This is a genomic window from Luteibacter sp. (assembly GCF_036499525.1).
GTDB lineage: Bacteria > Pseudomonadota > Gammaproteobacteria > Xanthomonadales > Rhodanobacteraceae > Luteibacter.
This window is the reverse complement of sequence record NZ_DASYDO010000072.1, coordinates 34,508-57,225: the sequence shown is the minus strand read 5'-3', so window position 1 is coordinate 57,225 and position 22,718 is coordinate 34,508. Positions and strand designations below refer to the sequence as shown.

The following is a 22,718-nucleotide window of genomic DNA, read 5'->3' as shown; positions in this document are numbered from 1 at the left end:
CAGAAAAGCCGGCATAACCATTCCGGCCGATCCTTCTAACCTGAAACGACATTTCACGGGGAAGGACTCAAGCAAATGCGTTTTCGTACAATCGCTCTCTCATTATGGGCCTCTGTTGGCGCAACATCCGCAACGACAATAACCCCGGCCGAGGGGCGTAATGCCGCACCAGCCGCACCTCCTCCGGCGCAAGGCTGCGATGAGATACAGATCGGCCCGCTTTATGACGTATCGGCTGAGCCGGTCGGGGGTATCCAGTGCTTTCAGTTCGTCACGAGTGAAACGGCCAACTCAAAACTGAGCGTAACGGTAGCAGCTCCGGCAGCAACGGGGGCTTACGATGTTCACGTTGCCAAGATCGGTAAGGATGGCGACCCGAAGATCGTAGCCACAGAGTCGTCTGGAGATACCGAGACGTTTATGCAGATCATGTCGCCTCCGCTCAATCGCTGGCTCGTATTGATCGGCGGGGACGGCATGCAGCAAGGCACACCGTTCCAGTTTCAAGTCGATGCAGCGGTCAATCCGGATCGATACGAACCGAATGACACGCCAGCGACTCCCAAACTGTTGAAAGGAAACCAGCATATCGTCGCGAACCTGGATTCGGAGTACGACATGGACTACTACTTCCTTTCGCTTCCTTCGTCTCAGGCGCGGACAAACGTGAAGTTTAATGGTCCCTCGGGAGTGATTTTCGAAGCATTGCTGGGCGGAGGATGGGGCGCTGTTCCCACAGGTAAGGTGGCGACGCTTCCATCTTCCAAGCCGGTCATCTTTCGAACTCGCAAAGCCCAAGGTGTGCCCTATGCGTCGGGCAACTATACGATTCACACCTCTGATGCTGCTGGTGGATCTACCGTCGTCTCAAAGAAAATAAGTGATGAGGACATCTCTCACTTGGCACCAACCTACGGGACGACCCATCCAGTCCCGGGAGGAGCGAACGCAGCGCGAGTACTGGATGTAACGGCAAGCGTCTATGACAGTACCGGAAACCACCTCGCGCCAGCTGGCGAACACGTCATCGTTGTTGCATTTGACTACGATCCTGTGACGAAGGAAAAGGCGATTCTGGACACTGTTGAAGGGTATACGGATTCGAGTGGCCAATTCAGCGCGCGGTTGAATATTGGCGAGTGCCGGGCGGGTATACAAGGGCCTGTGCGCATGCATCGAATTTCCTATCCACCTGTGTTCTGGGACATAACCTATGTTCCGACGGCCTATGTCACGGCTTTACTGGACGATGGCAAGGGCCAGCATAAAACTGAGTTTCAACACGTATGCTATGAGCGGTATCGGGGTTCTCGGCCATGATCAGCATTTCCGGTCTTTCCGGATTCGACCATCTTCGGCAGGACAACGCTTTCAAGGAAGAAGCAGCGCCAGTGGAGACGTTATCGGAGGTTCGCGAACTCCTGCCCGAAGAGGCGGTGAACGCCGTATTTCAGTGGCTTGATAGAAAGGGTGCGGTCGAAAGTGCTTTCGTACCGGTTGCAGAGCGCCTGTCGGTCATGCTGGGCGCCATGGAAAACGAACGCCCGGATGTCATGGGCCGTCGTTTCGACCTTGTACACAAGAATGGCCGTATGAAGGTGGTTGATTCGGATCTCGACGCCGCGTCGACTGAGTGGGTCGAAAGTCGGGTCAATGAGGACAAGGAGCTCGGTCGTTCAGCTGGCTTGTTCAACCGGCAGGTGGTCGAGACCTATGGGGCAAATCACGACCGGGAAGGCGACGATGGGCTGACTCATCGGGGCAGTCATCGTGTCGGTCTGCACCAAATTGTCGAATACAACGATCTTTCCACGACAGTGGATGGCCTTGTCCGGTTTCGTTCCTTGCTGGCCGACGTGCGCCGGCTGGATCTTCCGTTCGGAGTGGACGAGTCGTCCCGTTTCCTTCTCTGTGGAGACCTTGTGCAGGACTATATCGTGGGTGACATAACCACCTATGGTCTCGACGCGGAGGGTAACGTGACGACGGAAAGGACGCGCGGCTCGGTGCGCCTTTTCAATATATGGGGATGAATGCGGCTCAGTCTTCGACGGCGGTCAGCAAGGTGCCGACTACCGCCGCGAGCGCCGCGTAAAGTTCCGGCGGCACGTCGTCACGCAAACGCACAGCGGCCAGTAGCGTGGCGATCTGCGGATCGAGTTGCGGTGCGAGGCCCAGCGCCTGTGCGCGTTCGAGCATCGACTTGACGCCTTCGGTATCGATGCGCTGGCTGTTGCCGCTGCTGGTAGGCGATGCCAGGCGGAGTGTGACGCTGCGCCTGGGGGAAGGAAGCTGCTGGTTCATGCGCGTGCTTCCAGGAGTACCGCGCTATACGCGGTGGTCGGCACCGGCAGGCCATGCATGCAGGCGAAGTGGTCGAGCACCAGGCCGCTCTTTTCGAGCAGGCGGCGCAAGGAAACGAATTCGTTCTCGAGGCGCATGACCGTGGCGGCGTGCTGTGCCCACAGGCGCACCGATACGCGCGGCACGCGCAGCTGGATTTCTCCTTGCACGGCGCCGAGCGTCGGGGGGTCGATGGCGAAGCCCACCGTCCACGGGCCTTCCTGCTCTCCGGGGCCCGGCTTGCCTTCCTCGATGCGCAGCTGGAGCACGTCGTAACCGCGCACGCCGGCCAACGGGATTTCGATCATCCACAGGCCCGCTTGCGGTTGCGATTCCAGCTGGGCGATCTCGACGCGCGACAGCGCCGCGCGCGTATCGACGCGAAGCTGGCCGACGAGGCTGTCGACATCGTCCTCCGCCACCGGCAGCTCCGGCGCGCGCGCCTGGGCGACCAGCGGGCGTTGGGCCAGCGGCGGTGGGGTATCGGCCGTCGGCCGAGGCATCGTGGTGCCCGGGCGGGTGGCCGGAAGGTCGGCGAGCGTGCGACGCAGCGCGAGCAGGGCGGCCTTGAAGTCGTCGGCAGCGGGGGTCGCTTCTTTCGGTTCGGCCAGGTGGGCTTCGAGGAAGGTACCGCTGCGGGCGATGGCTTCCTTCATGCCCAACGGCGAGCTGACCTCGGCCGGCTTGTTGATAGCAGCCTCGAGCGTCGCCAGGGCGGCGCGCAACGGGGCGGGGAGCAGGCGTGCGATGGGTCGCCGGCCAAGCGCGGCCAGTACGCCCAGCAGCGAGGCGTAGCCGTTCTGCTGGGGCAGGCGCTCGCGCAGGCCTTGCATCGCGACGCGCTCGTCCACGTTTCCGGGCAGCACTTCCAGCTGTGGCTGGGCGCCCTGGGTGAGTACGCGAACCTGGAACTGAGGCGGCAGCTGGGTGCCGGAGGCATCGGCCTCGACCGTAAGGCCGCCGATCTCCAGGAGCAGCTTGCCAAGGTCGTTCTGACCCATCACCCGGGCCGTGAGCAGGGTGCCGACCCGCCAGGTGTCCGCCGCGGACGTGGTGCCCGCGGCCGCGCCGGCCCACAGCTGGGCAGCGAGACTGGTCGGCTGGATGATCAAGGGGATGTCCTCCCGCGGCCTGGCGGGCCCCGGTTGGGCACGCTCCTGTGAGTCAGGGAATCGGCGGATTCTTGCGAAACTTTAGGGAGTCGGGACCTGTGGCGCATCGCGAGAAGCGGTCGCGCGCAAGGCGCGCTCCTACAACCACGTTAGAATGAGAGGATGACCCAGCTTCCCTTCGAACTCCTCGCCACCGATGGCGCGGCGCGGCGCGGCCGTCTCCGTTTTGGCCGCGGCACGGTGGAAACCCCCGCTTTCATGCCCGTGGGCACCTACGGCTCGGTGAAGGCGATGACCCCGCGCGATGTCCTCGACACCGGTGCCGAGATCATCCTCGGCAACACGTTCCACCTCTTCCTCCGGCCCGGCCTCGAGATCGTCGGCGAGTTCGGCGGCCTGCATCGCTTCATCGGCTGGGACAAGCCGATCCTTACCGATTCCGGCGGCTTCCAGGTGTTCTCCCTGGCGCATAAACGCAAGATCACCGAAGAAGGCGTCACGTTTGCCTCCCCGGTGGACGGTTCGAAGGTGTTCCTCTCGCCTGAGGAATCGATGCGGATCCAGAAGGTGCTGGATTCGGACATCGCGATGATCTTCGACGAGTGCACGCCGTACCCCGCCACGGAGAAAGTGGCCTCCGATTCCATGGAGCTCAGTCTGCGCTGGGCCGAGCGTTCGCGCCGGGCCTTCGACGACCTGCACAATCCCAATGCCCTGTTCGGCATCGTCCAGGGCAGCACCTTCGAGCACCTGCGGCGGCGCTCGGCGGAGCGGCTGGTGGAGATCGGCTTCGACGGCTACGCCGTGGGCGGCCTTGCCGTTGGCGAGCCCGAGGCGGAGCGCAACCACACGCTCGACTTCACCCTGCCGATGCTGCCGAAGGACCGTCCGCGCTACCTCATGGGTGTGGGCCGGCCGGAGGACATCGTGGAGGCCGTGCGCCGCGGCATCGACATGTTCGACTGCGTGATGCCTACCCGGAACGCCCGCAATGGCTTCCTGTTCACGGACGAGGGCACCCTGCGCATCCGCAACGCGAAGTTCGCCACCGATACCCGGGTGATCGAGGAAGGCTGCGACTGCTACGCCTGTGCCAACGGCTTCTCCCGTGCCTACCTGCGCCACCTGGACCGCTGCAACGAGATCCTGGGCAGCCAGCTGGCCACGATGCACAACCTGCGCCACTACCAGCGCCTGATGGCAGGCCTGCGCGGCGCCATAGAGGGCGGTGGCCTCGAGGACTTCGTGGCCGCCTTCTACGCGGCCCGCCGGCCTCCACATACATAAGCGCCGGGGTGCGTGGCATAATCCACGATCTTTTTACGTGAGCGGTGCTTTTCCTTGGCCGTTCCATGACTTGCGAGAAATCCGATGAGCCTCACCACATTCGCCGCCATTGCACAGGCCACCCCCGGCGCCGCTTCGCAGGGCGGGGCCCTGGGTCTCTCGCCGCTGATCATGATGGCGGTGCTGTTCGGCATCTTCTATTTCATGATGATCCGCCCGCAGATGAAGCGTCAGAAGGAGCATCGTGCCCTCCTGTCCGCCCTCGCCAAGGGCGATGAGGTCGTGATGGGCGGCGGCATGGCCGGCCGCATCGAGGACGTGGGCGAGTCGTTCGTTCGTGTCGAGATCGCACCGGGCGTCGTCGTCCAGGTGCAGAAGGGCTCGATCACCCAGGTGCTGCCCAAGGGCAGCCTCAAGAAGTCGTAAGACTTCCACCCCACAATGCGTCAGCCGCGGCCGGCGCACGGCCGCTCCCATGGAATGCAAGGCATGAGTGATTTTCCACGCTGGAAGTACGCGCTGGTCGTGATCGTGTTGTTGTTCGGCATCGTGTATGCGCTGCCGAACGCCTTCCCGCCGCAGCCCGCGGTGCAGATCTCGGGCAATCGCGGCGCGGCCGTCGATACCGCCCTGAAAAGCAGGGTCGAAGGCCTCCTCGCCACGGCGAAGGTGCCGGCCTCTTCGATCGAACTGGACGAGAAAGGCACGCGCCTGCTCGCCCGCTTCGCGAACGTCGACGCCCAGGCCAAGGCCTCCGACACGCTGCGCGCCGACCTCGGCGACAACTACACGGTGGCGCTCAACCTGGCCTCCACGGTGCCGTCGTGGCTGCGCGCGATCAATGCGAACTCGATGCCGCTCGGCCTCGACCTGCAGGGTGGTGTGCACTTCCTGATGGAAGTGGACCAGAACGCCGTCATCGACACGCAGGAAACCCGCTACGCCGACGACATCCGCGCGCTGCTTCGCGACAAGAACGTCTCCTACGATTCGGTGAACCGCAACGCTCGCGGCAAGGGCGTGAGCGTGGTGCTGCGTTCGGATGCCGACCGCCAGCAGGCCGCCACGCTGATCGGCACGGACTACCCGGACCTCGTCGTCGCCGACGGCGCCAACACTGGCAACCGCTTCATCCTCAACGCCACGGTGAAGCCGGACAAGCTGCGCGAACTGGCGCAGAGCACCATCAGCCAGAACGTGACCACGCTGCGCCAGCGCGTGAACGCGCTTGGCGTGTCCGAGCCGCTGATCCAGCAGCAGGGCGCGAACCAGATCATCGTGGAACTCGCCGGCGTGCAGGACACCGCCGAGGCGAAGAAGATCATCGGTGCCACCGCGACACTGGAATACCGCGCGGGCCTCTACACGCCGCAGCAGGCGGTGGACGCCGCCCGGTCGGGCAGCGTGCCGCCAGACGCGAAGCTGTACCACGGTCGTGACGGCCGGCCGTACCTGCTGAGCAAGAAGGTCATCGCGAAGGGCGACGAACTCACCAGCGCGGTCTCCGGCCGCGACCAGCAGAACGGCACGCCGAACGTCAGCGTCACGCTGAACAGCGCCGGCGCGCGCAAGATGCAGGAATTCACCAACGATAACGTCGGCAAGCCGATGGCGGTGCTCTACATCACGCGTACGGTGGAGACCAAGACGGTCGATGGCAAGGAAGTAAAGACGCCGAAGATCACCGAGGAAGTGATCAACTACGCCAACATCAGCTCGCCCTTCGGCAAGCAGTTCTCGACCAACGGCCTGCCCAGCGACGCGGAAGCGTCGGAACTGGCCCTGCTGCTGCGTGGTGGTTCGCTCGCCGCTCCGGTCGACATCGTCGGCGAAAGCGTGATCGGCCCCAGCCTGGGCGCGGACAACATCGACAAGGGCTTCAAGGCGGTGATGCTCGGCCTTGGCCTCGTGCTGGTCGCCGCGGCGATCTACTACAAGCTCTTCGGCCTCGTGGCCGACATCGCGCTGTTCTTCAACCTCGTGTTGCTCGTCGCCGTCATGTCGCTGATCGGCGTGACCCTCACCATGCCGGGCATCGCGGGTATCGTGCTCACCCTCGGCATGGCGATCGACGCGAACGTGCTGATCTGCGAACGCATCCGCGAGGAGCTGCGCAACGGCTCGTCGCCGCTCGCGTCCATCCGCACCGGTTACGACAAGGCCTGGGCGACCATTCTCGATGCGAACGTCACCCATCTGCTCGCCGCGCTCGGTCTCATGACCATGGGCTCGGGTCCGATCAAGGGCTTCGGTGTCACACTGTTCATCGGTATCCTCACCTCGATGTTCACGTCGGTGACGGTCACCCATGCCATCACGGCGCTGATCCACGGCGGCCGCAAGCTCAAGACCCTGTCGGTCTGACGGGAGGGACGCCATGGAAATCTTCAACCACAATTCGAACTTCAACTTCCTGGGCCTGCGTAAGTTCAGCATCGGCCTGGCCGCGCTGCTCATGCTCGGCTCGATTGCGCTGATCATGACGCGCGGCTTCAATTACGGGCAGGACTTCCAGGGCGGCGTTGCCGTCCAGGTCGAGTACAAGACGCCCGTCGATCCGGTCGACGTTCGTTCGGCGCTGGACAAAGGGCACCTGGAGAACCCGGTGGTGCAGGCCGTGGGCGGAGCGCGGGAATTCACCATCCGCCTGCAGCCGAAGGGCGACGTGGCCGCGGCCGGCAACCTCACGAACGACGAGGCGGCCACCAAGGTGGCGAACGACATCATGGCGGCGCTCAAGGCTTCACGCCCCGACGTCACGATGAAGAGCAAGTCCTTCGTCGGCCCGCAGGTGGGCGAGGAGCTGCGCAGCGACGGCATCGTCGCGGTGATCTTCGTCATCGTCGGCATCATGGGTTACCTGTGGATCCGCTTCGAAAAGCGCTTCGCCATCGCGGCGCTGGCCACGGAAGTCCACGACGTACTGGTGACCCTCGGTATCTTCGCCCTTACCCAGCGCGAGTTCGACCTGACGGTGCTGGCCTCGGTGCTGGCCGTGGTCGGTTACTCCATCAACGACAAGGTGGTGGTGTTCGACCGTGTCCGCGAACTGTTCCGTTCCAGCCGCAACGCCACGCCGGAAGAGGTGCTGAACCGTTCGATCAACAGCACGCTGTCGCGAACCATCATCACCTCGCTGTTCACCGGCATCACCATGGCCGCGCTGTATTTCATCGGCGGCCCCGTGGTGCATGGCTTCTCGATCACGATGCTCATCGGCATCCTGGTCGGCACGCTGTCCTCCATCTTCGTCGCGAGTCCCATCCTGCTCTGGCTGGGTGTGTCGAAGCAGGACCTCATGCCGAGGTCGAAGGAAGATCCGGAGCTGGAGCGCCGGCCGTAACCTGCCGTAATCGCAGCAGCGAAAGAACCCGCCGTCACCGGCGGGTTTTTTAAGCCTCAGAAGTCGTCCCCGTCCTCGGTAGCGCCTTCCGCGTCGTTGGCCAGCATGACCACGACGTAGGCGGAGCCGACCAGCGAGGCGCAAAGCCACGCATAGATCATCTGGATCGCCGTCTTCGGAATGGCGGCGGCCACGCGAGGTGCGAGGGCCAGGCCGATAATCCCGGCGAGCGCAAGTACGGTGGCGACGATCCACGCGACACGCCGCGACGGCGACGCGGTGGTGATGAGGTTCATGTTGCTGTTACCCCCCTCGTCTTCCCCTGTTTCGCGGCCTTCGTGTATTTGGTGTGAGGCCGCTTGATGTAGGAAATACCCTACAAACTGGGGGCGGGCAAGTGCCAGTTCGGGGCACTTTTCTTGTAAAGATAAGGACTTTCCTGCAAGAGGATCGGCAAGGTCCCGGCTGCGTTAGACTTTCGTCCCCCAATGAGATCGTACCCATGGCAGAGCGCGAATTCCCCGGCTTCACCCTGCGCAGCGGCGCCACCCGCGAGGGATCGCGCTACACGGCACTCCTGTCTGCCCACCCGGCGGACGGCAGCTATCCCAGCTACTTCGCCGTCTATGAAAACCGCAGTTTTCGCGACGAGGCGAGCGCTGTCGAGGCGGCCGAGAAGGCCCTGGGCCTCGTGCTCGGTGTGGAAGAGGACGGTGCCCCCGTATTCGCCGAGGGCGAAACGGGCTTCGACGACGAAGCTTGAGCCGCATCACAGGTATGGCTTGACAGCTGCCGGTGTCGCGGCGCGTCATAGCGTCACACCAGGCGTGACGTAGGGGGCGGCGGCGGCCATGAGCGATGGGGACGGTCAGTACCGGCAGTTCGTCGAGGCATGCTCCGACTGCATGAAGGAACTCGACCGGGACGGCAACATCCGTTTCGTCGCCGGGCTTGGCTGCGCGGCATTGGCGCCAGGAGGGGTGGAGAGGCTGATCGGCACGCGCTGGCTCGACCTGTGGCCCATCGAAGCCCGGGACATGGTGGCGCGGGTGCTCGATCGCGCGGCGACCGGCGAGCGCGTGGATTTCGTGGGGGCGCGCCGGCCGGGCAATGGCCCCTCGCGCTGGTGGGAGGTGATGGTCGCCCCCGTCGTTGCCGGGGACGTGCTGGACCACTTCATCGTCATCAGTCGCGACGTGACCGACCGGGTCGAACTCCAGGCGTCCCTGGAAGCGATCATCGAGCTGCTGCAGGATCGCCTCAACGAAACCGTGGCGCGCTCGGCGACCGCCAGCACGCGTTACGGCACGCTCATGGAGCGCCTGGAATCGGAGCATGGCGCGCGACGCGATGCCGAGAAGCGTCTCGCCGGCATAAGCGAGCAGATGGAGATGGCCAACCGCGCCCGCGAACTCGCCGAGGCGGGCGCCCGGCAGGCCCAGAAGCAGCAGGCCATCGGCCAGCTAGTAAGCGGCATCGCCCATGATTTCAACAACATGCTGCAAACGGTGATTGTCAGCCTCTCGGGTCTGCAGGACGATGCCGACGAACTGTCGCCGCGGCACCGGCGGATGATCACCTACGCAGTGGAAGGCGCCCGCCACGCCACGGCGCTTACCCGGCGACTGCTGGCCTTCGCCCGCAATCAGTACGCACAACCGGAGGCGGTCGACCTGGGCGACCTCGTCGCCGCCTTCGCCGACTTCGCCAAGCATGCGCTGGGCGGCCGGATCGGCCTCGAGGTGTTCCGTCAGCCGGTCGCGCTGCCCGCCTGGGTGGACCGGCACGGGGTGGAGCAGGCCCTGATGAATGTCTGCCTCAACGCGCGCGACGCGATGGACGGGTTTGGCAGCATCGTGATCGAAGTGGGCGAGCGGATAGGCGACAGCTCCCTGCACGGCCTCGCGCATGAGGCGGGAGGCTTACGCCAGGTATTCGTCAGCGTTACGGATGCCGGCAGCGGCATGACGGACGAAGTGAGGCAGCGCCTGTTCGAACCTTATTTCACCACCAAGGACGGCGGTTCAGGGCTCGGCCTCGCCCAGGTGTACGGCATGGTCGCGCAGGCGGGTGGGGCAATCGAGATCGAAAGCGAGACCGGCGTGGGAACCCGCTTCAGGCTTGTGTTTCCCCGGTACCCGGGGCCTTGCGCACTGGATGAATAAACGTTCAAAGAACGTGACGGAGGTCCTCAATTTGTCACCGCCCTGGCCGATAAGGAGGGTGACTGGAGGAAGCAAGTCATGTTGGTCATCATCGGCTCGATCGTCGTCCTGGTATCCGTACTGGGCGGTTACGTACTTTCGCACGGCGAGCTCGCCGCGCTCTGGCAACCCTACGAGCTGCTCATCATTTTCGGTGCGGCGCTGGGTGCCTTCGTCAGCAGCAATTCCATCGATGTCGTGAAGAGCGCGGGTCGCGATTCAGTCGCGTTGTTCAAGGGGCCCAGGTACCGCAGGCAGGACTACGTGGACCTGCTCTCGCTGCTCTACGACATCTTCGTAAAGATGCGCAAGGAAGGGCAACTCGGCATGGAGGCCCACATCGAGGACCCGGCGAACAGCACGCTGTTCTCGGCCTACCCGCGTCTAGTCGCGGAGCATCACCTCATCGATTTCACCACCGACTGCCTGCGCCTCATCGTGGGCGGGAGCATGGATCCGCACGAGCTCGAGCAATTGCTCGACCTGGAACTGGAAACCCACCACCACGAGGCGCTGGTGCCGGCGCTGGCGGTCCAGAAGATGGCGGATGCCTTGCCCGGCTTCGGCATCGTCGCGGCGGTGCTGGGCATCGTCATCACCATGAAATCCATCGACGGCGATGCCGTGGTCATCGGCCAGCATATCGCCGGCGCGCTCGTGGGTACCTTCCTCGGCATCCTGCTGTCCTACGGTTTCGTCGGCCCGCTCGCGGCCGCGATGGAAGCGCGCGTGGCCACCGACGGCAAGGCCTTCGAATGCGTGAAGGTGGCGCTGCTCGCCAACCTGCGCGGCTATAACCCCATGGTCGCGGTGGAATTCGCCCGCAAGTCATTGCAGTCGTCCACGCGCCCGACCTTCCAGGACCTCGAAACCCACCTGAAGGCGGCACGGTAAGTCGCCATGAGCGATCTCAAGCAGATCATCATCGTCAGGAAGCGGCGAAAAGCGAGCCACGCCCATCATGGCGGTGTGTGGAAGGTCGCGTATGCCGACTTCGTCACGGCCATGATGGCGTTCTTCCTCGTCATGTGGCTGGTGGGCGCGGGCACCAAGCAGCAGCGCGCCGCCATCTCGGAGTACTTCAAGAACCCGAGCCTGACCCAGGGCCAGTCCACCATGTCCTCTTCGGGCGCCATGGGGCCCGGCGGCGCCAGCACCAGCATGATCAAGCTCGGCGGCGCGCTGGACCTGCCCAGGGGTCCGGGCGACCAGCAGGCCTTCGCGAAGCCGAGCTCGGCGGAAGTCGACAAGCTGGCGCGCGAACAGGAGAAGCTCCGCCTCGAGCAGCTCATGCAGGATCTCAAGGAAGCGATTGCGAAGAGCCAGGCCATGGCGCCCTACAAGGACCAGCTACTGCTCGACATCACGTCCGAAGGACTGCGCATCCAGATTGTCGACAAGCAGAATCGCCCCATGTTCGACGTCGGCAGCGGCGTGATGAAGTCTTACACCGTGCAGATCCTGCACGAGTTGGCAGGCTTCGTGAACCAGGTGCCGAATGCCATCAGCATCTCCGGTCACACCGACAGTGCGCCGTACATCCGCGCGGACAGCGCGTATGGCAACTGGGAACTATCGGCGGATCGTGCCAATGCCGCCCGGCGTACCCTGGTCGAAGGCGGCATGCAGCCGGGCAAGGTCGCGCGCGTAGTGGGCCTCGCGGCTTCGGTGCCTTTCGACAAGACCGATCCGGCGGCAGCGATCAATCGCCGCATCAGCATCGTGGTTATGACGAAGGCAGCCGCGAGGGCCGCACTGTCACCCGACGTCGCCAATGAGCCGGATGTGCCCGATGCCCCGTCGACGCTCCATTCGGCGGAGCAGGAACACTTGGGCGCCGGCGTGCCGGATAAGCCAGCGGCAGCGACGGAATCCACGATAGGCAGCGCGACTCCCGCGCCGCGTGCCCTGCGCCGCAGCTGACGCGACAGCATAACCTTCACGCCGTCCTGTCGGCACCCACCGCTACTGTCACATTGTCCCGTGCCTGTCACGGAGGCCACTTGCAACAGTCATCCTGCCCCGGCAGTATCCGGGAGACAGGGGAGGGAAGACGTAGTGGAAAATCACAACAAGTACAGGGTAGTCGCCAAGGCGGTGAAGCACCACGGCGATGCCGGTGAACAGCTCTACCGCGCCAGCTACCGCATCCTCGACCACGTCGGCGAAGAGATCGAAGCCAGCACCGGCACCAACGATTTCCTGGACATCACCAGCGCGTTCAACGAAGCCTTTGCGCTCGGCCACGAGCGATTGCGCGAGATGGGCGTCGAAACCGTCCAGTAGCATCTTCCCGGGTTAGCTGGCTCCAGCGATTCGCCGCAGTTCGTCAAGTTGCGCGGGTGTACCCACGTTGCGCCAGAAACCATCGAAACGTTCGCCAGCGAGGCGGCCTTCGGCGATGGCGCGCCGGTACATAGGCAAGAGTTTGAAACGGCCGGGTGCCTGCTGCGCCACGATCTCGCGGCGATACACGCCCACGTTGCCGAAGGTGAGCCGTTCGGCACCCGTCGGTCCGTCCCCTTCGTGAAGCTTTCCATCGGCGAGCGCGAAGTCGCCCGACACATGGAACTCCGGGTTCGGGACCATCACCAGATGCGCCACGCCGTCGGGTTCCCGCGGCAGCGCGGCATAATCGACATCGCTCCAGATATCCGCACTCACGACGATGAAGGGCTCCGGGCCAAGCAGCGGCAAGGCGGCAAGCATGCCGCCTCCGGTTTCCAGCGGCGTCGGTCCTTCATAGGAATAGCGCAGGCGCACGCCCCAGCGCGAGCCGTCGCCGAGGGCCTCGGGAAACTGCGTGGCGAGATGCGAGGTGTTGATGACGATGTAGCGCACGTCCGCGGCGGCCAGCTTTTCGATGTGATGAACGATGAGTGGTTTCCCGTTTACCTCGAGCAGCGGCTTCGGTGTGTGCGTGGTCAGCGGACGCATGCGTTCCCCGAGCCCTGCGGCGAGGATCAGCGCATGCCTCATGCGTCGTTGGCCACGCGGATATCGCGATGGCCGATCTTCGACTCGATGTAATCGGCGAGCGGCGCGACGTCGGCATGCCTGCGCGCTGTATCCAGCACATAGCGCAAGACGCGCGGAAGGTCGTTCAGGTAGCCGGGTTTGCCGTCGCGGTAACACAGCCGGCAGAACAGGCCGAGGATCTTTATGTGCCGTTGCAGGCCGGTGAGGTCGAACCAGCGCCGGAAGCGGTCGGTATCCACGCTTTCCTCAAGCAGGCGCGCATCGAGCAGGCGCAGGCGATACGCCTCCACCCAGCCTTCCACGCGTTCGTTGTCCCATGCGATGTACGCGTCGCGCAGCAGGGACGCGAGGTCGTAGGTGATCGGGCCGGACATCGCGCCCTGGAAATCGATGATGCCGGGCGAACGCTCCGCGGTGACCAGCAGGTTGCGACTGTGGTAATCGCGATGCATGAAGGCGCGCGGCTGCCCGGCGATCGCATGCATGATCGCCGTGAACGCGTTCTCGATGATGTCCCACTCTTCGCAGGCGATCGTCACGCCAAGGTGCTTCTGCAGCAGCCAGGTCGGCATGATCTCCATCTCCATGGTCTGCCAGGCATGGTCGAAGGCGGGAAGGCCGTTCGTGTCCACATGCGCCTGCATGCGCAGTAGCGCATCGAGGGCGTCACCATACAGGGCATCGACGGTCGTGTTCGTCAATTCGGGCAAGTAGGTGCGTGTCCCGAGGTCTTCGATCAGCAGGAAGCCCTCCGTCATGTCCGCGACCATCACCTTGGGCACGTGGAGCCCCGCGGCGGCCAGCCGTCCGCCGACCTCCATCCACGGCGCCGGGTCTTCCTTGTCCGGCGGCGAGTCCATCACGATCACTGGGTGGCCGTCGACGTAGCCCCGCAAATAGCTGCGAAAGCTGGCATCGGCCGATGCGGGCTCCAGGGCGAGGCCGGGCTGGCCGGTGACCTGACGGGCCCAGGCGAGGCGTGCGGCGGAACGGTCTAGGGAAGAAGTCATGCCTGGTCGGGGAAAACGAAGACGTTCGCGAGCTTAGAACCTTTGCAACAACCTGTCATGGCACCCGCTGCCGGCCTTCAGGTTGTTGTGTTTCGCAACATGTGCCTATGCTCGGCGCAAAGTGTTCTATCGGGGGGTAGACGGCATGGGTAGCGATGGTGCGGCGTCGATGACACGCCGCGATCTCTTGCGAATGATCGGCCTCGCCGGTGGCGGCGCGCTTATGTACCAGGCGATGACCAGTCTGGGTTTTGCCGCCGAATCGCCTTATCGGAAACCGCCGCCGCTTCAGGGCTCCGGCCGCGGCAGCGTCCTGATCCTCGGCGCCGGCCTGGCGGGACTCGTCGCCGCCTATGAGCTGGGCAAGGCGGGCTACAAGGTCAAGGTGCTGGAATACAACGCCCGCGCCGGCGGACGCAACTGGACACTGCGCGGTGGCGACGAATATACCGAGCTCGGTGGCTACAAGCAGCGGTGCCGGTTCGACGAGGGCGAGTATTTCAATCCCGGTCCGTGGAGCATCCCTTACCACCACCACGCGCTGCTGGCTTACTGCCGGCAGTTCGGCGTGGCGCTGGAGCCGTTCGTGCAGGTGAACCACAACGCTTATGTGCACGGCGAGAACGCCATGGGTGGAAAGCCGCAGCGCATGCGCGAAGTACAGGCCGACTTCAACGGCGGGGTCGCCGAACTCCTGTCGAAGGCGGCGGGCAAGGGGCGCCTCGACGACCTCGTAAGCAAGGAAGACGGCGTCATCCTGCTGGAGGCGCTGCGCGGTTTTGGCGGACTCGACAAGGACTACCGCTACGTGGCGGGCCATGCCTGCAGTTCGCGTCGCGGCTATGCGAAGGACGCCGGCGCCGGGCCGGGCGGCGAGCCCGCGTTCTCCCAGCCGGTAAGCCTGCACGACGTTCTCGGCAGTCATCTATGGAAATCGCTGGGCATGAGCGGCATGTACGAATTCCAGACCACGCTCATGCAGCCGGTCGGCGGCATGGACGCGATCGGCAAGGCCTTCGTGCGCGAGATCGGCCCGAACGTGATCCGTTACAACACGAAGGTCACGGGCATCGCGCAGGATGAGCGCGGTGTCACCGTGAGCTACGAAGACACGGCGAAACCCGGACACGTGCAGCAGGCGAAGGCGGACTGGTGCGTGTGCACGATTCCGCTGTCGATCCTAAGCCAGATACCGATCCAGGTCTCCGAGGCGAAAGCCGCGGCCATCGGCGCGGTGCCGTACTGGGGCTCGGTAAAGGTCGGCCTCCAGTTCAGGCGCCGCTTCTGGGAAGAGGACGAGGCGATCTATGGCGGCGTTACCGCCACGGACCTGCCTATCGGGATGATTTCCTATCCCAGTCATGGTTTCGGCACGCAGAAGGGCGTGTTGCTGGGCGCTTATACGTTGTTCCTCGAAGCCTACGAGTTTACGGCGATGGATCCGGCCAGGCGCATTCGCCGGGCGGTAGAGGATGGGAGCAAGATCCATCCCCAGTATGCCCGCGAGTTCGAGAACGGCATGGCCGTGGCGTGGCATCGCTCGCCGGGCACGCTGGGTTGCTTCGCGGGATGGACGGAAGAGGCGAGGGCGAAGCACTACTCGGACATCTGCTCGATGGATGGCCGCATCGTCCTGGCGGGCGAGCATGCATCCTATCTGCCGGCATGGCAGGAGGGCGCCATCCTTTCCTCGCTCTCCGCCATCGATGCGCTGCATCGCCGTGTCGTGGTGGAAGCGACGGCATGAAGAAGATCGTTCTCATGTCGTGCCTGGCGATGTGTGTGGCGCCGGCCTATCCACAGCGCATCGACATCACGCCGCGGGAGGATGTCGCGCGCCTCACCGGCGAGCAGATCTATACGCACATCTGCCAGGGTTGCCACATGCCAGACGCGAGGGGTGCGGCCGGCGCGGGGCGCTACCCGGCGCTGGCGGGCGACGGCAAGCTCGCTTCCGCGGCCTATCCGGCCGCCATGGTGATGAACGGCCGCGGCAACATGCCAGCCTTCGGCCCGACGCTCACGGATGCTCAGGTGGCAGACGTGGTCAACTACGTCAGGACGCATTTCGGCAATACGTATATTGATTCGCTGAAGCCGGACGATGTGAAAACGTTCCGGCCCGTCGCCACGCCACCGGAGAAGCATTGACATGTTCAAGCACGCCATCCTCGCTTCGCTGCTCGCCGCCGCCACGCCCGCCATTGCCGCCGACGTCGTGCGACACAAGATCCCGAACAGCGATTTCCCGATTGCGGCGGCCGTGGAGATACCGGCAGGGAAGACGCTGGTGTTCCTGAGCGGGGTGGTTCCGCCTGTGGCGGACACCCATGCGCCGAAGGGAAGCGCGCAGGCCTATGGCGACACGAAGACGCAAACCGTCGGCGTACTCACGTCGATCGAAAAGCAACTCAAGGGCATGGGGTTGTCGATGGGCGACGTCGTGAAGATGCAGGCCTTTCTCGTCGGTGATCCCACCAAGGGCGGCAAGATGGACTTCTCCGGTTTCATGGCAGGCTACATGCAGTTCTTCGGCACGAAGGCGCAGCCGAACCTGCCATCGCGTTCGGCCTTGCAGGTCGCGGCGCTGGCGGCACCTGGCTTTCTGGTGGAGATCGAGGTGACCGCGGTTCGTCCCTGAGCGACGGTCACCAGTTGCGCGTTCAGTGCAGGGGCCTATGGGCGGCGGATGACGCTCGCATGCGAACTGTACGACAACCAGTTCAGGACACGCTGGTCTTCGGTGCGAGGGCGCCGCCATAGACTTGGCGCTTTCGCACACGGAGGTCACTCGATGGGGTCGCGACGTTTGAAATGGTGCGTATCGGCTCGAATCTTCCCTTCGTCGAGGAACTCGACAAAGAGCTGGACGCTTACTGGAAACGAACCCGCTCGTCCTGGCCCGTGACGGCACGCTACCAGTTCGTGCGACAGGCGCGCCGCGCGTTCGCCAAGGGTGTCAAACGGGGCCTGGAAAACCTGCGCGACGGCAAATGGAACGCGGACCGCGGTTCAATCGACCACGCCGACGCGGTGATCACTGGCGATGTTTTCGAGGACATGCGAGAACAGACTGAGCGCCGATGGCGCAGCGATGCCCGGATGGAGGTCCGCACGGTCTGGGACGCCTATCGCGTCGCTACGCGCCGCATCGTGAGTTTGCTGGCACCCGTGGGCTTCGTTCGTCCGCTGGCCATCCCGGTACAGGCGGGTTCGGCGCTGGCCGGATTGGGCACGGGCATCGAACAGGCCATCCACGGACGCACGGCGGACGCAAGGCGCAGCGGCCTCGGGGACGGCGTCATGGCGGCCGTGACCAACGTTCCCCTAGGTGCCGCCTTCGGCGGGGTGGGCACGGCGGAGCCAGGGGGAGGCACCGACGGTTTCAAGTTGCCACAGACGGTCAATGGGCGCATCGGTTACCCATTGAGCCCCATTGAGCCGCGTGGAGATGGCGAAGAAGGGATATATCGAACTATCGCGTGGATGCCCGTGCGCCGGAGCAGCTGCTTGCCCAGGGAGCCTTCGGCCATGGCCTGAACTTGCATGCCATCGATCCCATGATTCCCGGCATGGCGGCCATGGGCAGCGGTTCGTTGAGTGCGAGCAATACGGTTCTCCATGCCTGGAATGGCGAGGGTTACGCTGGCAAGGACTCGTTCGACCAGTATGTGGTCTGGACTGAAGGGCGCGACGTTGCGTCCGCGATCGACAACTTCGCCTACGACGTCGCGTTGGACGAAGCACATTTCCCCGGTTCAGTCAGCCGCCGCCGCTGGATCTTCCGGAACTCCACCGGATGGAGCTCCTGGACAGGCAGTAGCGCGGATCGCGCCAGGGACACGGCTGCAACCTGTCAAGGAGGTTGTAGTCGCGGGAGTTGCACCTGATTGGTGCATCGTCGTGCCTCACGGCACAGAACATTGCGTTCAGAGCGGGAAATCAGTACCATTTTGGTCCGGTATTGACGATCCCCTTCCCCCTATGCTCCGTGTCAGCCGACTGACCGACTACGCGACGGTGGTGATGACCTGCATCGCCGCTCATCCTGTCGATGTTCTGAGCACTGCCCAGATCGCGGAAGAGGCACGCCTGGAGCTTCCGACCGTGTCGAAGCTGCTGAAGCTGCTCGGCCATGCGGGCCTGGTGGAGTCCTTCCGGGGGGTCAACGGCGGTTACCGCCTGGCGCGGCCGGCGGAGGCGATCAGCCTTGCCGAGATCGTGGAGGCGATGGAGGGTCCGATCGGCCTGACCGAATGCAGCCTGGCCGAGGGCCACTGCGAGCGACAATCCACCTGCGGGGTCAGTGGCAGCTGGCGCTCCGTCTCGGGAACGATCGACGGCGTGCTGCGCGCCATGACGCTGGCACAAATGCTGGCTGGGCGCCCTTCGGCGCCGGCCGTACGGGCAAACGCATGAACGAGAGTGAGAACATGACACGTGAAGTGGCTGCGCCGGTGCGCGACAACGCCGAAGTCGAAGCGGCCCTCAACCGTCGTTACGAGGCGGGCTTTGTCACCGACATCGAATCCACCACGCTTCCGCCGGGCCTGAACGAGGACACCGTTCGCCAGCTGTCGGCGATCAAGGGCGAACCGGAATGGATGACCGAATGGCGACTCGCCGCCTACCGGCACTGGCTCACTATGCCTGAGCCGGATTGGGCGAAGCTGGACATCGCGCCGATCGACTACCAGGCCGTGAGCTACTACTCGGCGCCGAAGGCCGGCCCGAAGTCGCTGGACGAGGTGGATCCGAAGCTGCTGGAAACCTACGAGAAGCTGGGCGTGCCGCTGCACGAGCGCGCGCGCCTCGCCGGTGTGGCCGTGGACGCGGTGTTCGATTCGGTCTCCGTGGGCACCACGTTCCGCAAGGAACTGGCCGAGGCCGGCGTGATTTTCTGCTCCATGTCCGAGGCCATCCGCGACCATGGCGACCTCGTGCGCCAGTACCTGGGCAGCGTGGTGCCGACGGGCGACAACTATTTCGCCGCGCTGAACTCCGCGGTGTTCTCCGACGGCAGCTTCGTGTTCATCCCCAAGGGCGTGCGCTGCCCGATGGAACTGTCCACCTACTTCCGCATCAATGCGATGAACACGGGACAGTTCGAGCGCACGCTGATCGTGGCCGAGGACGATGCCTACGTGTCGTACCTCGAAGGCTGCACGGCCCCGATGCGCGACGAGAACCAGCTGCACGCGGCCGTGGTGGAACTGGTCACGCTCGAACGCGCGCAGATCAAGTACTCCACGGTGCAGAACTGGTATCCCGGCGACGAGAACGGTGTCGGCGGCATCTACAACTTCGTCACCAAGCGCGGCGACTGCCGTGGCGCGGATTCCAAGATCTCCTGGACCCAGGTGGAAACCGGCTCGGCCATCACCTGGAAGTATCCCAGCTGCGTGCTGCGCGGCGACCGTTCAGTGGGCGAATTCTACTCGGTGGCGCTCACGCACCACCGCCAGCAGGCCGATACCGGCACCAAGATGATCCACATCGGCAAGGGTACGAAGTCCAAGATCGTGTCCAAGGGCATCAGCGCCGGCCGTAGCTCCAACAGTTATCGCGGCCTGGTGAAGATCGAGAAGGGCGCCGAGGGCGCGCGCAACTACACGCAGTGCGACTCCCTGCTGATCGGCAAGAAGTGTGGCGCGCACACTTTCCCCTACATGGAAGTGAAGAATCCGAGCGCCATCGTGGAGCACGAGGCCACCACTTCGAAGATCTCCGACGACCAGCTGTTCTACTGCCTCTCGCGCGGCATCGGCGAGGAGGACGCGGTGTCGATGATCGTGGACGGTTTCTGTAAACAGGTGTTCCGCGAGCTGCCGATGGAATTCGCCGTCGAGGCGAAGAAGCTGCTCGAGGTTTCCCTTGAAGGCGCGGTGGGCTGATGGGCATCATCGGTTCCGCCCCCGGTCTCACCGACCTGCGCGTGCTGCTTGCCGCGCTGGACCCGGACATCGACCCGGTCCCGAAGCGCTTCCTGCACGTGTCGCACGAGAAAGCGCGTGAGCGCATGGCCGATGCGCTGATGATGTTTCGCGAGGCCGAGGGCACCACGCTCATCGTCGACGTGGACGCAGCCGACAGCGCCGGCAATGAGCGCCTGCTATGGGCGCGCGTCACGCTGCGCGTGCAGTCCAGTCTTACCGCCGTCGGCATGATGGCCGCCGTCTCCGCCGCGCTTGCCAGGCGCGATATTCCTTGCAACCCCGTATCCGCGTTCCTGCACGACCATATCTTCGTGCCCTGGGAACGCCGCGACGATGCGCTCGATGCGCTCTCGCACCTCACGCCCTGATTGGATCGCCTCATGCACATGCTCAAGATCGATAACCTCCACGCCCGCGTCGAAGGCAAGGAGATCCTCAAAGGCCTTTCGCTTACGGTGAAGCCGGGCGAAGTGCACGCCATCATGGGTCCCAACGGTGCCGGCAAGTCCACGCTGGGTAACGTGCTCGCAGGCCGCGACGGCTATGAAGTCACCCAGGGCGCCGTGGATTTCGCCGGCCGCGACCTGCTTGCGCTGGATCCGGAAGAGCGCGCCGCGGCCGGTGTTTTCCTCGCCTTCCAGTATCCGGTCGAAATACCTGGCGTGAACAACACCTACTTCCTGCGCGCGGCGCTCAACGCGCAGCGGAAGTTCCGTGGCGAGGAAGAGCTGGACTCCATGCGCTTCCTCAAGCTGGTGCGCGAGAAGCTGAAGGTGATGCAGGTCTCCGACGAGCTGCTGCATCGGGCCGTGAACGAAGGTTTTTCCGGCGGCGAGAAGAAGCGCAACGAGATCTTCCAGATGGCCGTGCTCGAGCCGAAGCTGGCGATCCTGGACGAAACCGATTCGGGCCTCGACATCGATGCGCTGAAGCAGGTCGCCGGGGGTGTGAATGCGCTGCGCTCGCCGGAGCGATCCTTCGTCATCGTCACTCATTACCAGCGCCTGCTCGATTATATCGAGCCGGACTTCGTCCACGTGCTGGCCGGAGGCCGCATCGTCGAAAGTGGCGACAAGGAACTCGCCATCAAGCTGGAAGAGCAGGGCTACGCGTGGCTCGCCGAGACGCATCCGGAATTGCGCAAGGCCGATCTCGCCGGAGCGCCGGCATGAGCAACGCGCCGTCCCCGTTCGTGCGGGCGGCAGTGGATGCCGCCGAGGCACTGCCGGCCAGCGGCATCGCGTGGCTTGACGCTGCTCGTCGCGAGAATCTCGAAGCGTTTGCCGATGCCGGTCTTCCGGAAGGCCGTAACGAGGCCTGGAAGTACACGCCGTTGCGCGCGCTGTCGCAGCGCGCGTTCGCGTTGGCCGACCGCGCGTTGGCCTTGGCGGTCGCCGTCGATCCGGCGTTATATGCGCTGCCCGGCGTGGATGGCGCGCGCATCGTATTCGTCGACGGCGCGTATCGCGCGGATCTGTCTTCGCTGGACGAGGACGGGATCGAGCTGGCGCCGCTGTCCGCCGCGCTGATCGCCCACCCCGAACCACTTCGTTTCGCCCTGGCCAATCGCTATCGCCGGGGCGCTGCCGATGCCTTCATGCACCTCAACGCGGCGTTGGCCGCCGATGGCTTCGTCCTGCGCGTGGCCGATGGCACGATCGCAAGCCGTCCGCTGCATGTCGTGCACGTGTCCAGCGGCAGCCAGGCGGATACCGCGTGGCATGTGCGCCTGGTGATCGAAGTAGGCAAGGGCGCTACCGCGGACATCGTCGAGCATTTCGTTTCCGCGGGTGACGCCGCCCAGCTGGGCACGGTCGTTTCCGACGTCGTGCTGCGCGAGGGTGGCCGCCTCGGTCTCGTCGTCCTGCAGGACGCTTCCGCGGCCACGACGCTGGTCCGGCGCGGTCACATCCGTATCGATGCCGGCGCCGCAGCCACGCTCCACGCCCTGGAGCTGGGCGGTGCCCTGGTCCGTCATGAACTGCACGCAGACCTCGAAGGCGATGGCGCGCGCTTCGACTCCCGTGGTGTCTTCGCGCTTGCCGGCCGGCAGCATGCCGACACTCAACTGGAGATTCGGCACAAGGCCCGCGACACGGTCTCCGACGCCTTGTGGCGCGGCATTGCCGATGGCCGTTCTCGCGGCGTTTTCCGCGGCGCCATCGTCGTCGCCGAAGGCGCCGACGGTGCCGACGCCACGCTCAGCAACAAGAACCTGCTGCTGTCGGGCATGGCTGAGATCGATACCAAACCCGAACTCGAAATCTATGCCGACGAGGTCAAGGCTGCGCATGGCGCCACCGTCGGGCAACTCGACGAGCGCTCGCTGTTCTACCTGCGCTCGCGCGGCATACCGCTGGCCGATGCGCGCAGCCTGCTGACCCTGGCCTTTTGCCGGGCCGCGCTCGAATCGCTGCCGAACGGCGCCTTGCGCGAACACCTTGGCGAGCTGCTGGTTGCGCATCTGCCGACCGAGCCCGCCGAATAACGCATCCGGAGCCAAG

General features: G+C 64.5%; 26 protein-coding genes. 21 read left to right on the top strand and 5 right to left on the bottom strand.

Annotation, left to right across the window (positions count from 1 at the left end):
- The first annotated feature begins 75 nt into the window (after positions 1-75).
- Together VGM71_RS15510 and VGM71_RS15505 are read left to right on the top strand one after the other, a co-directional pair.
- The gene (locus VGM71_RS15510; RefSeq protein WP_331546765.1) at positions 76-1,320 is read left to right on the top strand and encodes a hypothetical protein; all 1,245 of its coding nucleotides are present in this window, start codon (positions 76-78) and stop codon (positions 1,318-1,320) included.
- Positions 1,317-2,033: a hypothetical protein gene (locus tag VGM71_RS15505; RefSeq protein WP_331546763.1), complete on the top strand. Its 717-nt coding sequence runs from the start codon at positions 1,317-1,319 to the stop codon at positions 2,031-2,033. Before VGM71_RS15510 ends, VGM71_RS15505 begins: the two co-directional genes overlap by 4 nt.
- Positions 2,034-2,040: 7 nt before the next feature.
- On the opposite strand, the gene VGM71_RS15500 is transcribed toward VGM71_RS15505, so the two are convergent.
- Both VGM71_RS15500 and VGM71_RS15495 read right to left on the bottom strand, forming a co-directional pair.
- Positions 2,041-2,304, bottom strand: a complete 264-nt coding sequence (locus VGM71_RS15500; RefSeq protein WP_331546761.1) for a flagellar biosynthesis protein — start codon at positions 2,302-2,304, stop codon at positions 2,041-2,043.
- Positions 2,301-3,455, bottom strand: coding sequence for a flagellar hook-length control protein FliK (locus VGM71_RS15495; RefSeq protein ID WP_331546759.1), 1,155 nt, complete (start codon positions 3,453-3,455; stop codon positions 2,301-2,303). Before VGM71_RS15495 ends, VGM71_RS15500 begins: the two co-directional genes overlap by 4 nt.
- Before the next feature lie 162 nt (positions 3,456-3,617).
- Here VGM71_RS15495 and tgt point away from each other — a divergent pair, with 162 nt between their 5' ends.
- From tgt to secF, 4 genes are all read left to right on the top strand, one after another.
- A complete protein-coding gene (gene tgt, locus VGM71_RS15490; protein ID WP_331546757.1) occupies positions 3,618-4,742 on the top strand; it encodes a tRNA guanosine(34) transglycosylase Tgt in 1,125 nt (374 codons plus the stop codon).
- Between the two features lie 84 nt (positions 4,743-4,826).
- On the top strand, positions 4,827-5,168 hold the full coding sequence (gene yajC, locus VGM71_RS15485) for a preprotein translocase subunit YajC (protein ID WP_331546755.1): 342 nt from the start codon (positions 4,827-4,829) through the stop codon (positions 5,166-5,168).
- A gap of 63 nt (positions 5,169-5,231) precedes the next feature.
- Complete coding sequence (gene secD, locus VGM71_RS15480; RefSeq protein ID WP_331546754.1) at positions 5,232-7,106, top strand: protein translocase subunit SecD; 1,875 nt, start codon at positions 5,232-5,234, stop codon at positions 7,104-7,106.
- A gap of 13 nt (positions 7,107-7,119) precedes the next feature.
- Positions 7,120-8,085, top strand: a complete 966-nt coding sequence (gene secF / locus VGM71_RS15475; protein ID WP_331546753.1) for a protein translocase subunit SecF — start codon at positions 7,120-7,122, stop codon at positions 8,083-8,085.
- Positions 8,086-8,141: 56 nt separating this feature from the next.
- Here the strand turns inward: secF and VGM71_RS15470 are convergent, their stop codons facing one another.
- The gene (locus tag VGM71_RS15470; protein ID WP_331546752.1) at positions 8,142-8,381 is read right to left on the bottom strand and encodes a hypothetical protein; all 240 of its coding nucleotides are present in this window, start codon (positions 8,379-8,381) and stop codon (positions 8,142-8,144) included.
- Between the two features lie 206 nt (positions 8,382-8,587).
- Between VGM71_RS15470 and VGM71_RS15465 the strand changes: the two genes are divergently transcribed.
- From VGM71_RS15465 to VGM71_RS15445, 5 genes are all read left to right on the top strand, one after another.
- The gene (locus VGM71_RS15465) at positions 8,588-8,848 is read left to right on the top strand and encodes a hypothetical protein (RefSeq protein ID WP_331546750.1); all 261 of its coding nucleotides are present in this window, start codon (positions 8,588-8,590) and stop codon (positions 8,846-8,848) included.
- Between the two features lie 88 nt (positions 8,849-8,936).
- Complete coding sequence (locus VGM71_RS15460) at positions 8,937-10,250, top strand: PAS domain-containing sensor histidine kinase (protein ID WP_331546748.1); 1,314 nt, start codon at positions 8,937-8,939, stop codon at positions 10,248-10,250.
- A 78-nt stretch (positions 10,251-10,328) separates the two neighbouring features.
- Positions 10,329-11,183, top strand: coding sequence for a flagellar motor stator protein MotA (gene motA, locus VGM71_RS15455; RefSeq protein ID WP_331546747.1), 855 nt, complete (start codon positions 10,329-10,331; stop codon positions 11,181-11,183).
- Between the two features lie 6 nt (positions 11,184-11,189).
- The gene (gene motB / locus VGM71_RS15450; RefSeq protein WP_331546745.1) at positions 11,190-12,212 is read left to right on the top strand and encodes a flagellar motor protein MotB; all 1,023 of its coding nucleotides are present in this window, start codon (positions 11,190-11,192) and stop codon (positions 12,210-12,212) included.
- A 135-nt stretch (positions 12,213-12,347) separates the two neighbouring features.
- On the top strand, positions 12,348-12,575 hold the full coding sequence (locus VGM71_RS15445; RefSeq protein ID WP_331546743.1) for a hypothetical protein: 228 nt from the start codon (positions 12,348-12,350) through the stop codon (positions 12,573-12,575).
- Between the two features lie 12 nt (positions 12,576-12,587).
- Here the strand turns inward: VGM71_RS15445 and murU are convergent, their stop codons facing one another.
- Positions 12,588-13,268 (bottom strand): N-acetylmuramate alpha-1-phosphate uridylyltransferase MurU, encoded by a 681-nt coding sequence (gene murU / locus VGM71_RS15440; RefSeq protein WP_331546741.1) that lies wholly within the window; start codon positions 13,266-13,268, stop codon positions 12,588-12,590.
- Entirely contained in the window at positions 13,265-14,278 is a 1,014-nt protein-coding gene (locus tag VGM71_RS15435; protein ID WP_331546739.1) for an aminoglycoside phosphotransferase family protein, read from the bottom strand. Before VGM71_RS15435 ends, murU begins: the two co-directional genes overlap by 4 nt.
- A gap of 145 nt (positions 14,279-14,423) precedes the next feature.
- Between VGM71_RS15435 and VGM71_RS15430 the strand changes: the two genes are divergently transcribed.
- The 10 genes from VGM71_RS15430 to sufD all read left to right on the top strand — a co-directional run bounded on the left by VGM71_RS15430 (position 14,424) and on the right by sufD (position 22,702).
- Entirely contained in the window at positions 14,424-16,025 is a 1,602-nt protein-coding gene (locus tag VGM71_RS15430) for a flavin monoamine oxidase family protein (protein WP_414675147.1), read from the top strand.
- On the top strand, positions 16,022-16,429 hold the full coding sequence (locus VGM71_RS15425) for a cytochrome c (RefSeq protein WP_331546735.1): 408 nt from the start codon (positions 16,022-16,024) through the stop codon (positions 16,427-16,429). Before VGM71_RS15430 ends, VGM71_RS15425 begins: the two co-directional genes overlap by 4 nt.
- Positions 16,430-16,445: 16 nt before the next feature.
- Positions 16,446-16,919, top strand: a complete 474-nt coding sequence (locus VGM71_RS15420) for a RidA family protein (protein ID WP_414675148.1) — start codon at positions 16,446-16,448, stop codon at positions 16,917-16,919.
- 173 nt (positions 16,920-17,092) lie between these two features.
- The gene (locus VGM71_RS15415; RefSeq protein ID WP_331546731.1) at positions 17,093-17,818 is read left to right on the top strand and encodes a hypothetical protein; all 726 of its coding nucleotides are present in this window, start codon (positions 17,093-17,095) and stop codon (positions 17,816-17,818) included.
- Positions 17,761-18,168, top strand: a complete 408-nt coding sequence (locus VGM71_RS15410) for a hypothetical protein (protein WP_331546729.1) — start codon at positions 17,761-17,763, stop codon at positions 18,166-18,168. Before VGM71_RS15415 ends, VGM71_RS15410 begins: the two co-directional genes overlap by 58 nt.
- Before the next feature lie 94 nt (positions 18,169-18,262).
- Positions 18,263-18,697, top strand: coding sequence for an SUF system Fe-S cluster assembly regulator (locus VGM71_RS15405; RefSeq protein WP_331546727.1), 435 nt, complete (start codon positions 18,263-18,265; stop codon positions 18,695-18,697).
- A gap of 14 nt (positions 18,698-18,711) precedes the next feature.
- Positions 18,712-20,172: a Fe-S cluster assembly protein SufB gene (gene sufB, locus VGM71_RS15400; RefSeq protein ID WP_331546779.1), complete on the top strand. Its 1,461-nt coding sequence runs from the start codon at positions 18,712-18,714 to the stop codon at positions 20,170-20,172.
- Positions 20,172-20,582 (top strand): ACT domain-containing protein, encoded by a 411-nt coding sequence (locus tag VGM71_RS15395; protein ID WP_331546725.1) that lies wholly within the window; start codon positions 20,172-20,174, stop codon positions 20,580-20,582. The genes sufB and VGM71_RS15395 overlap by 1 nt, the downstream gene beginning before the upstream one ends.
- Before the next feature lie 18 nt (positions 20,583-20,600).
- Entirely contained in the window at positions 20,601-21,386 is a 786-nt protein-coding gene (sufC, locus tag VGM71_RS15390) for a Fe-S cluster assembly ATPase SufC (RefSeq protein WP_331546777.1), read from the top strand.
- The gene (sufD, locus tag VGM71_RS15385) at positions 21,383-22,702 is read left to right on the top strand and encodes a Fe-S cluster assembly protein SufD (RefSeq protein WP_331546723.1); all 1,320 of its coding nucleotides are present in this window, start codon (positions 21,383-21,385) and stop codon (positions 22,700-22,702) included. Before sufC ends, sufD begins: the two co-directional genes overlap by 4 nt.
- Positions 22,703-22,718: the final 16 nt, after the last annotated feature.

Bases quoted from the DNA above. Each gene is read 5' to 3' on its own strand.
- VGM71_RS15465 (WP_331546750.1), top strand. From the start codon at position 8,588: ATGGCAGAGCGCGAATTCCCCGGCTTCACCCTGCGCAGCGGCGCCACC.
- sufD (WP_331546723.1), top strand. From the start codon at position 21,383: ATGAGCAACGCGCCGTCCCCGTTCGTGCGGGCGGCAGTGGATGCCGCC.
- VGM71_RS15435 (WP_331546739.1), bottom strand. From the start codon at position 14,278: ATGACTTCTTCCCTAGACCGTTCCGCCGCACGCCTCGCCTGGGCCCGT.
- secF (WP_331546753.1), top strand. From the start codon at position 7,120: ATGGAAATCTTCAACCACAATTCGAACTTCAACTTCCTGGGCCTGCGT.
- VGM71_RS15395 (WP_331546725.1), top strand. From the start codon at position 20,172: ATGGGCATCATCGGTTCCGCCCCCGGTCTCACCGACCTGCGCGTGCTG.
- yajC (WP_331546755.1), top strand. From the start codon at position 4,827: ATGAGCCTCACCACATTCGCCGCCATTGCACAGGCCACCCCCGGCGCC.
- VGM71_RS15500 (WP_331546761.1), bottom strand. From the start codon at position 2,304: ATGAACCAGCAGCTTCCTTCCCCCAGGCGCAGCGTCACACTCCGCCTG.
- VGM71_RS15505 (WP_331546763.1), top strand. From the start codon at position 1,317: ATGATCAGCATTTCCGGTCTTTCCGGATTCGACCATCTTCGGCAGGAC.
- VGM71_RS15430 (WP_414675147.1), top strand. From the start codon at position 14,424: ATGGGTAGCGATGGTGCGGCGTCGATGACACGCCGCGATCTCTTGCGA.
- sufC (WP_331546777.1), top strand. From the start codon at position 20,601: ATGCTCAAGATCGATAACCTCCACGCCCGCGTCGAAGGCAAGGAGATC.
- motA (WP_331546747.1), top strand. From the start codon at position 10,329: ATGTTGGTCATCATCGGCTCGATCGTCGTCCTGGTATCCGTACTGGGC.
- sufB (WP_331546779.1), top strand. From the start codon at position 18,712: ATGACACGTGAAGTGGCTGCGCCGGTGCGCGACAACGCCGAAGTCGAA.
- VGM71_RS15425 (WP_331546735.1), top strand. From the start codon at position 16,022: ATGAAGAAGATCGTTCTCATGTCGTGCCTGGCGATGTGTGTGGCGCCG.
- VGM71_RS15470 (WP_331546752.1), bottom strand. From the start codon at position 8,381: ATGAACCTCATCACCACCGCGTCGCCGTCGCGGCGTGTCGCGTGGATC.
- VGM71_RS15405 (WP_331546727.1), top strand. From the start codon at position 18,263: ATGCTCCGTGTCAGCCGACTGACCGACTACGCGACGGTGGTGATGACC.
- murU (WP_331546741.1), bottom strand. From the start codon at position 13,268: ATGAGGCATGCGCTGATCCTCGCCGCAGGGCTCGGGGAACGCATGCGT.
- VGM71_RS15415 (WP_331546731.1), top strand. From the start codon at position 17,093: ATGGTGCGTATCGGCTCGAATCTTCCCTTCGTCGAGGAACTCGACAAA.
- secD (WP_331546754.1), top strand. From the start codon at position 5,232: ATGAGTGATTTTCCACGCTGGAAGTACGCGCTGGTCGTGATCGTGTTG.
- motB (WP_331546745.1), top strand. From the start codon at position 11,190: ATGAGCGATCTCAAGCAGATCATCATCGTCAGGAAGCGGCGAAAAGCG.
- tgt (WP_331546757.1), top strand. From the start codon at position 3,618: ATGACCCAGCTTCCCTTCGAACTCCTCGCCACCGATGGCGCGGCGCGG.
- VGM71_RS15510 (WP_331546765.1), top strand. From the start codon at position 76: ATGCGTTTTCGTACAATCGCTCTCTCATTATGGGCCTCTGTTGGCGCA.
- VGM71_RS15460 (WP_331546748.1), top strand. From the start codon at position 8,937: ATGAGCGATGGGGACGGTCAGTACCGGCAGTTCGTCGAGGCATGCTCC.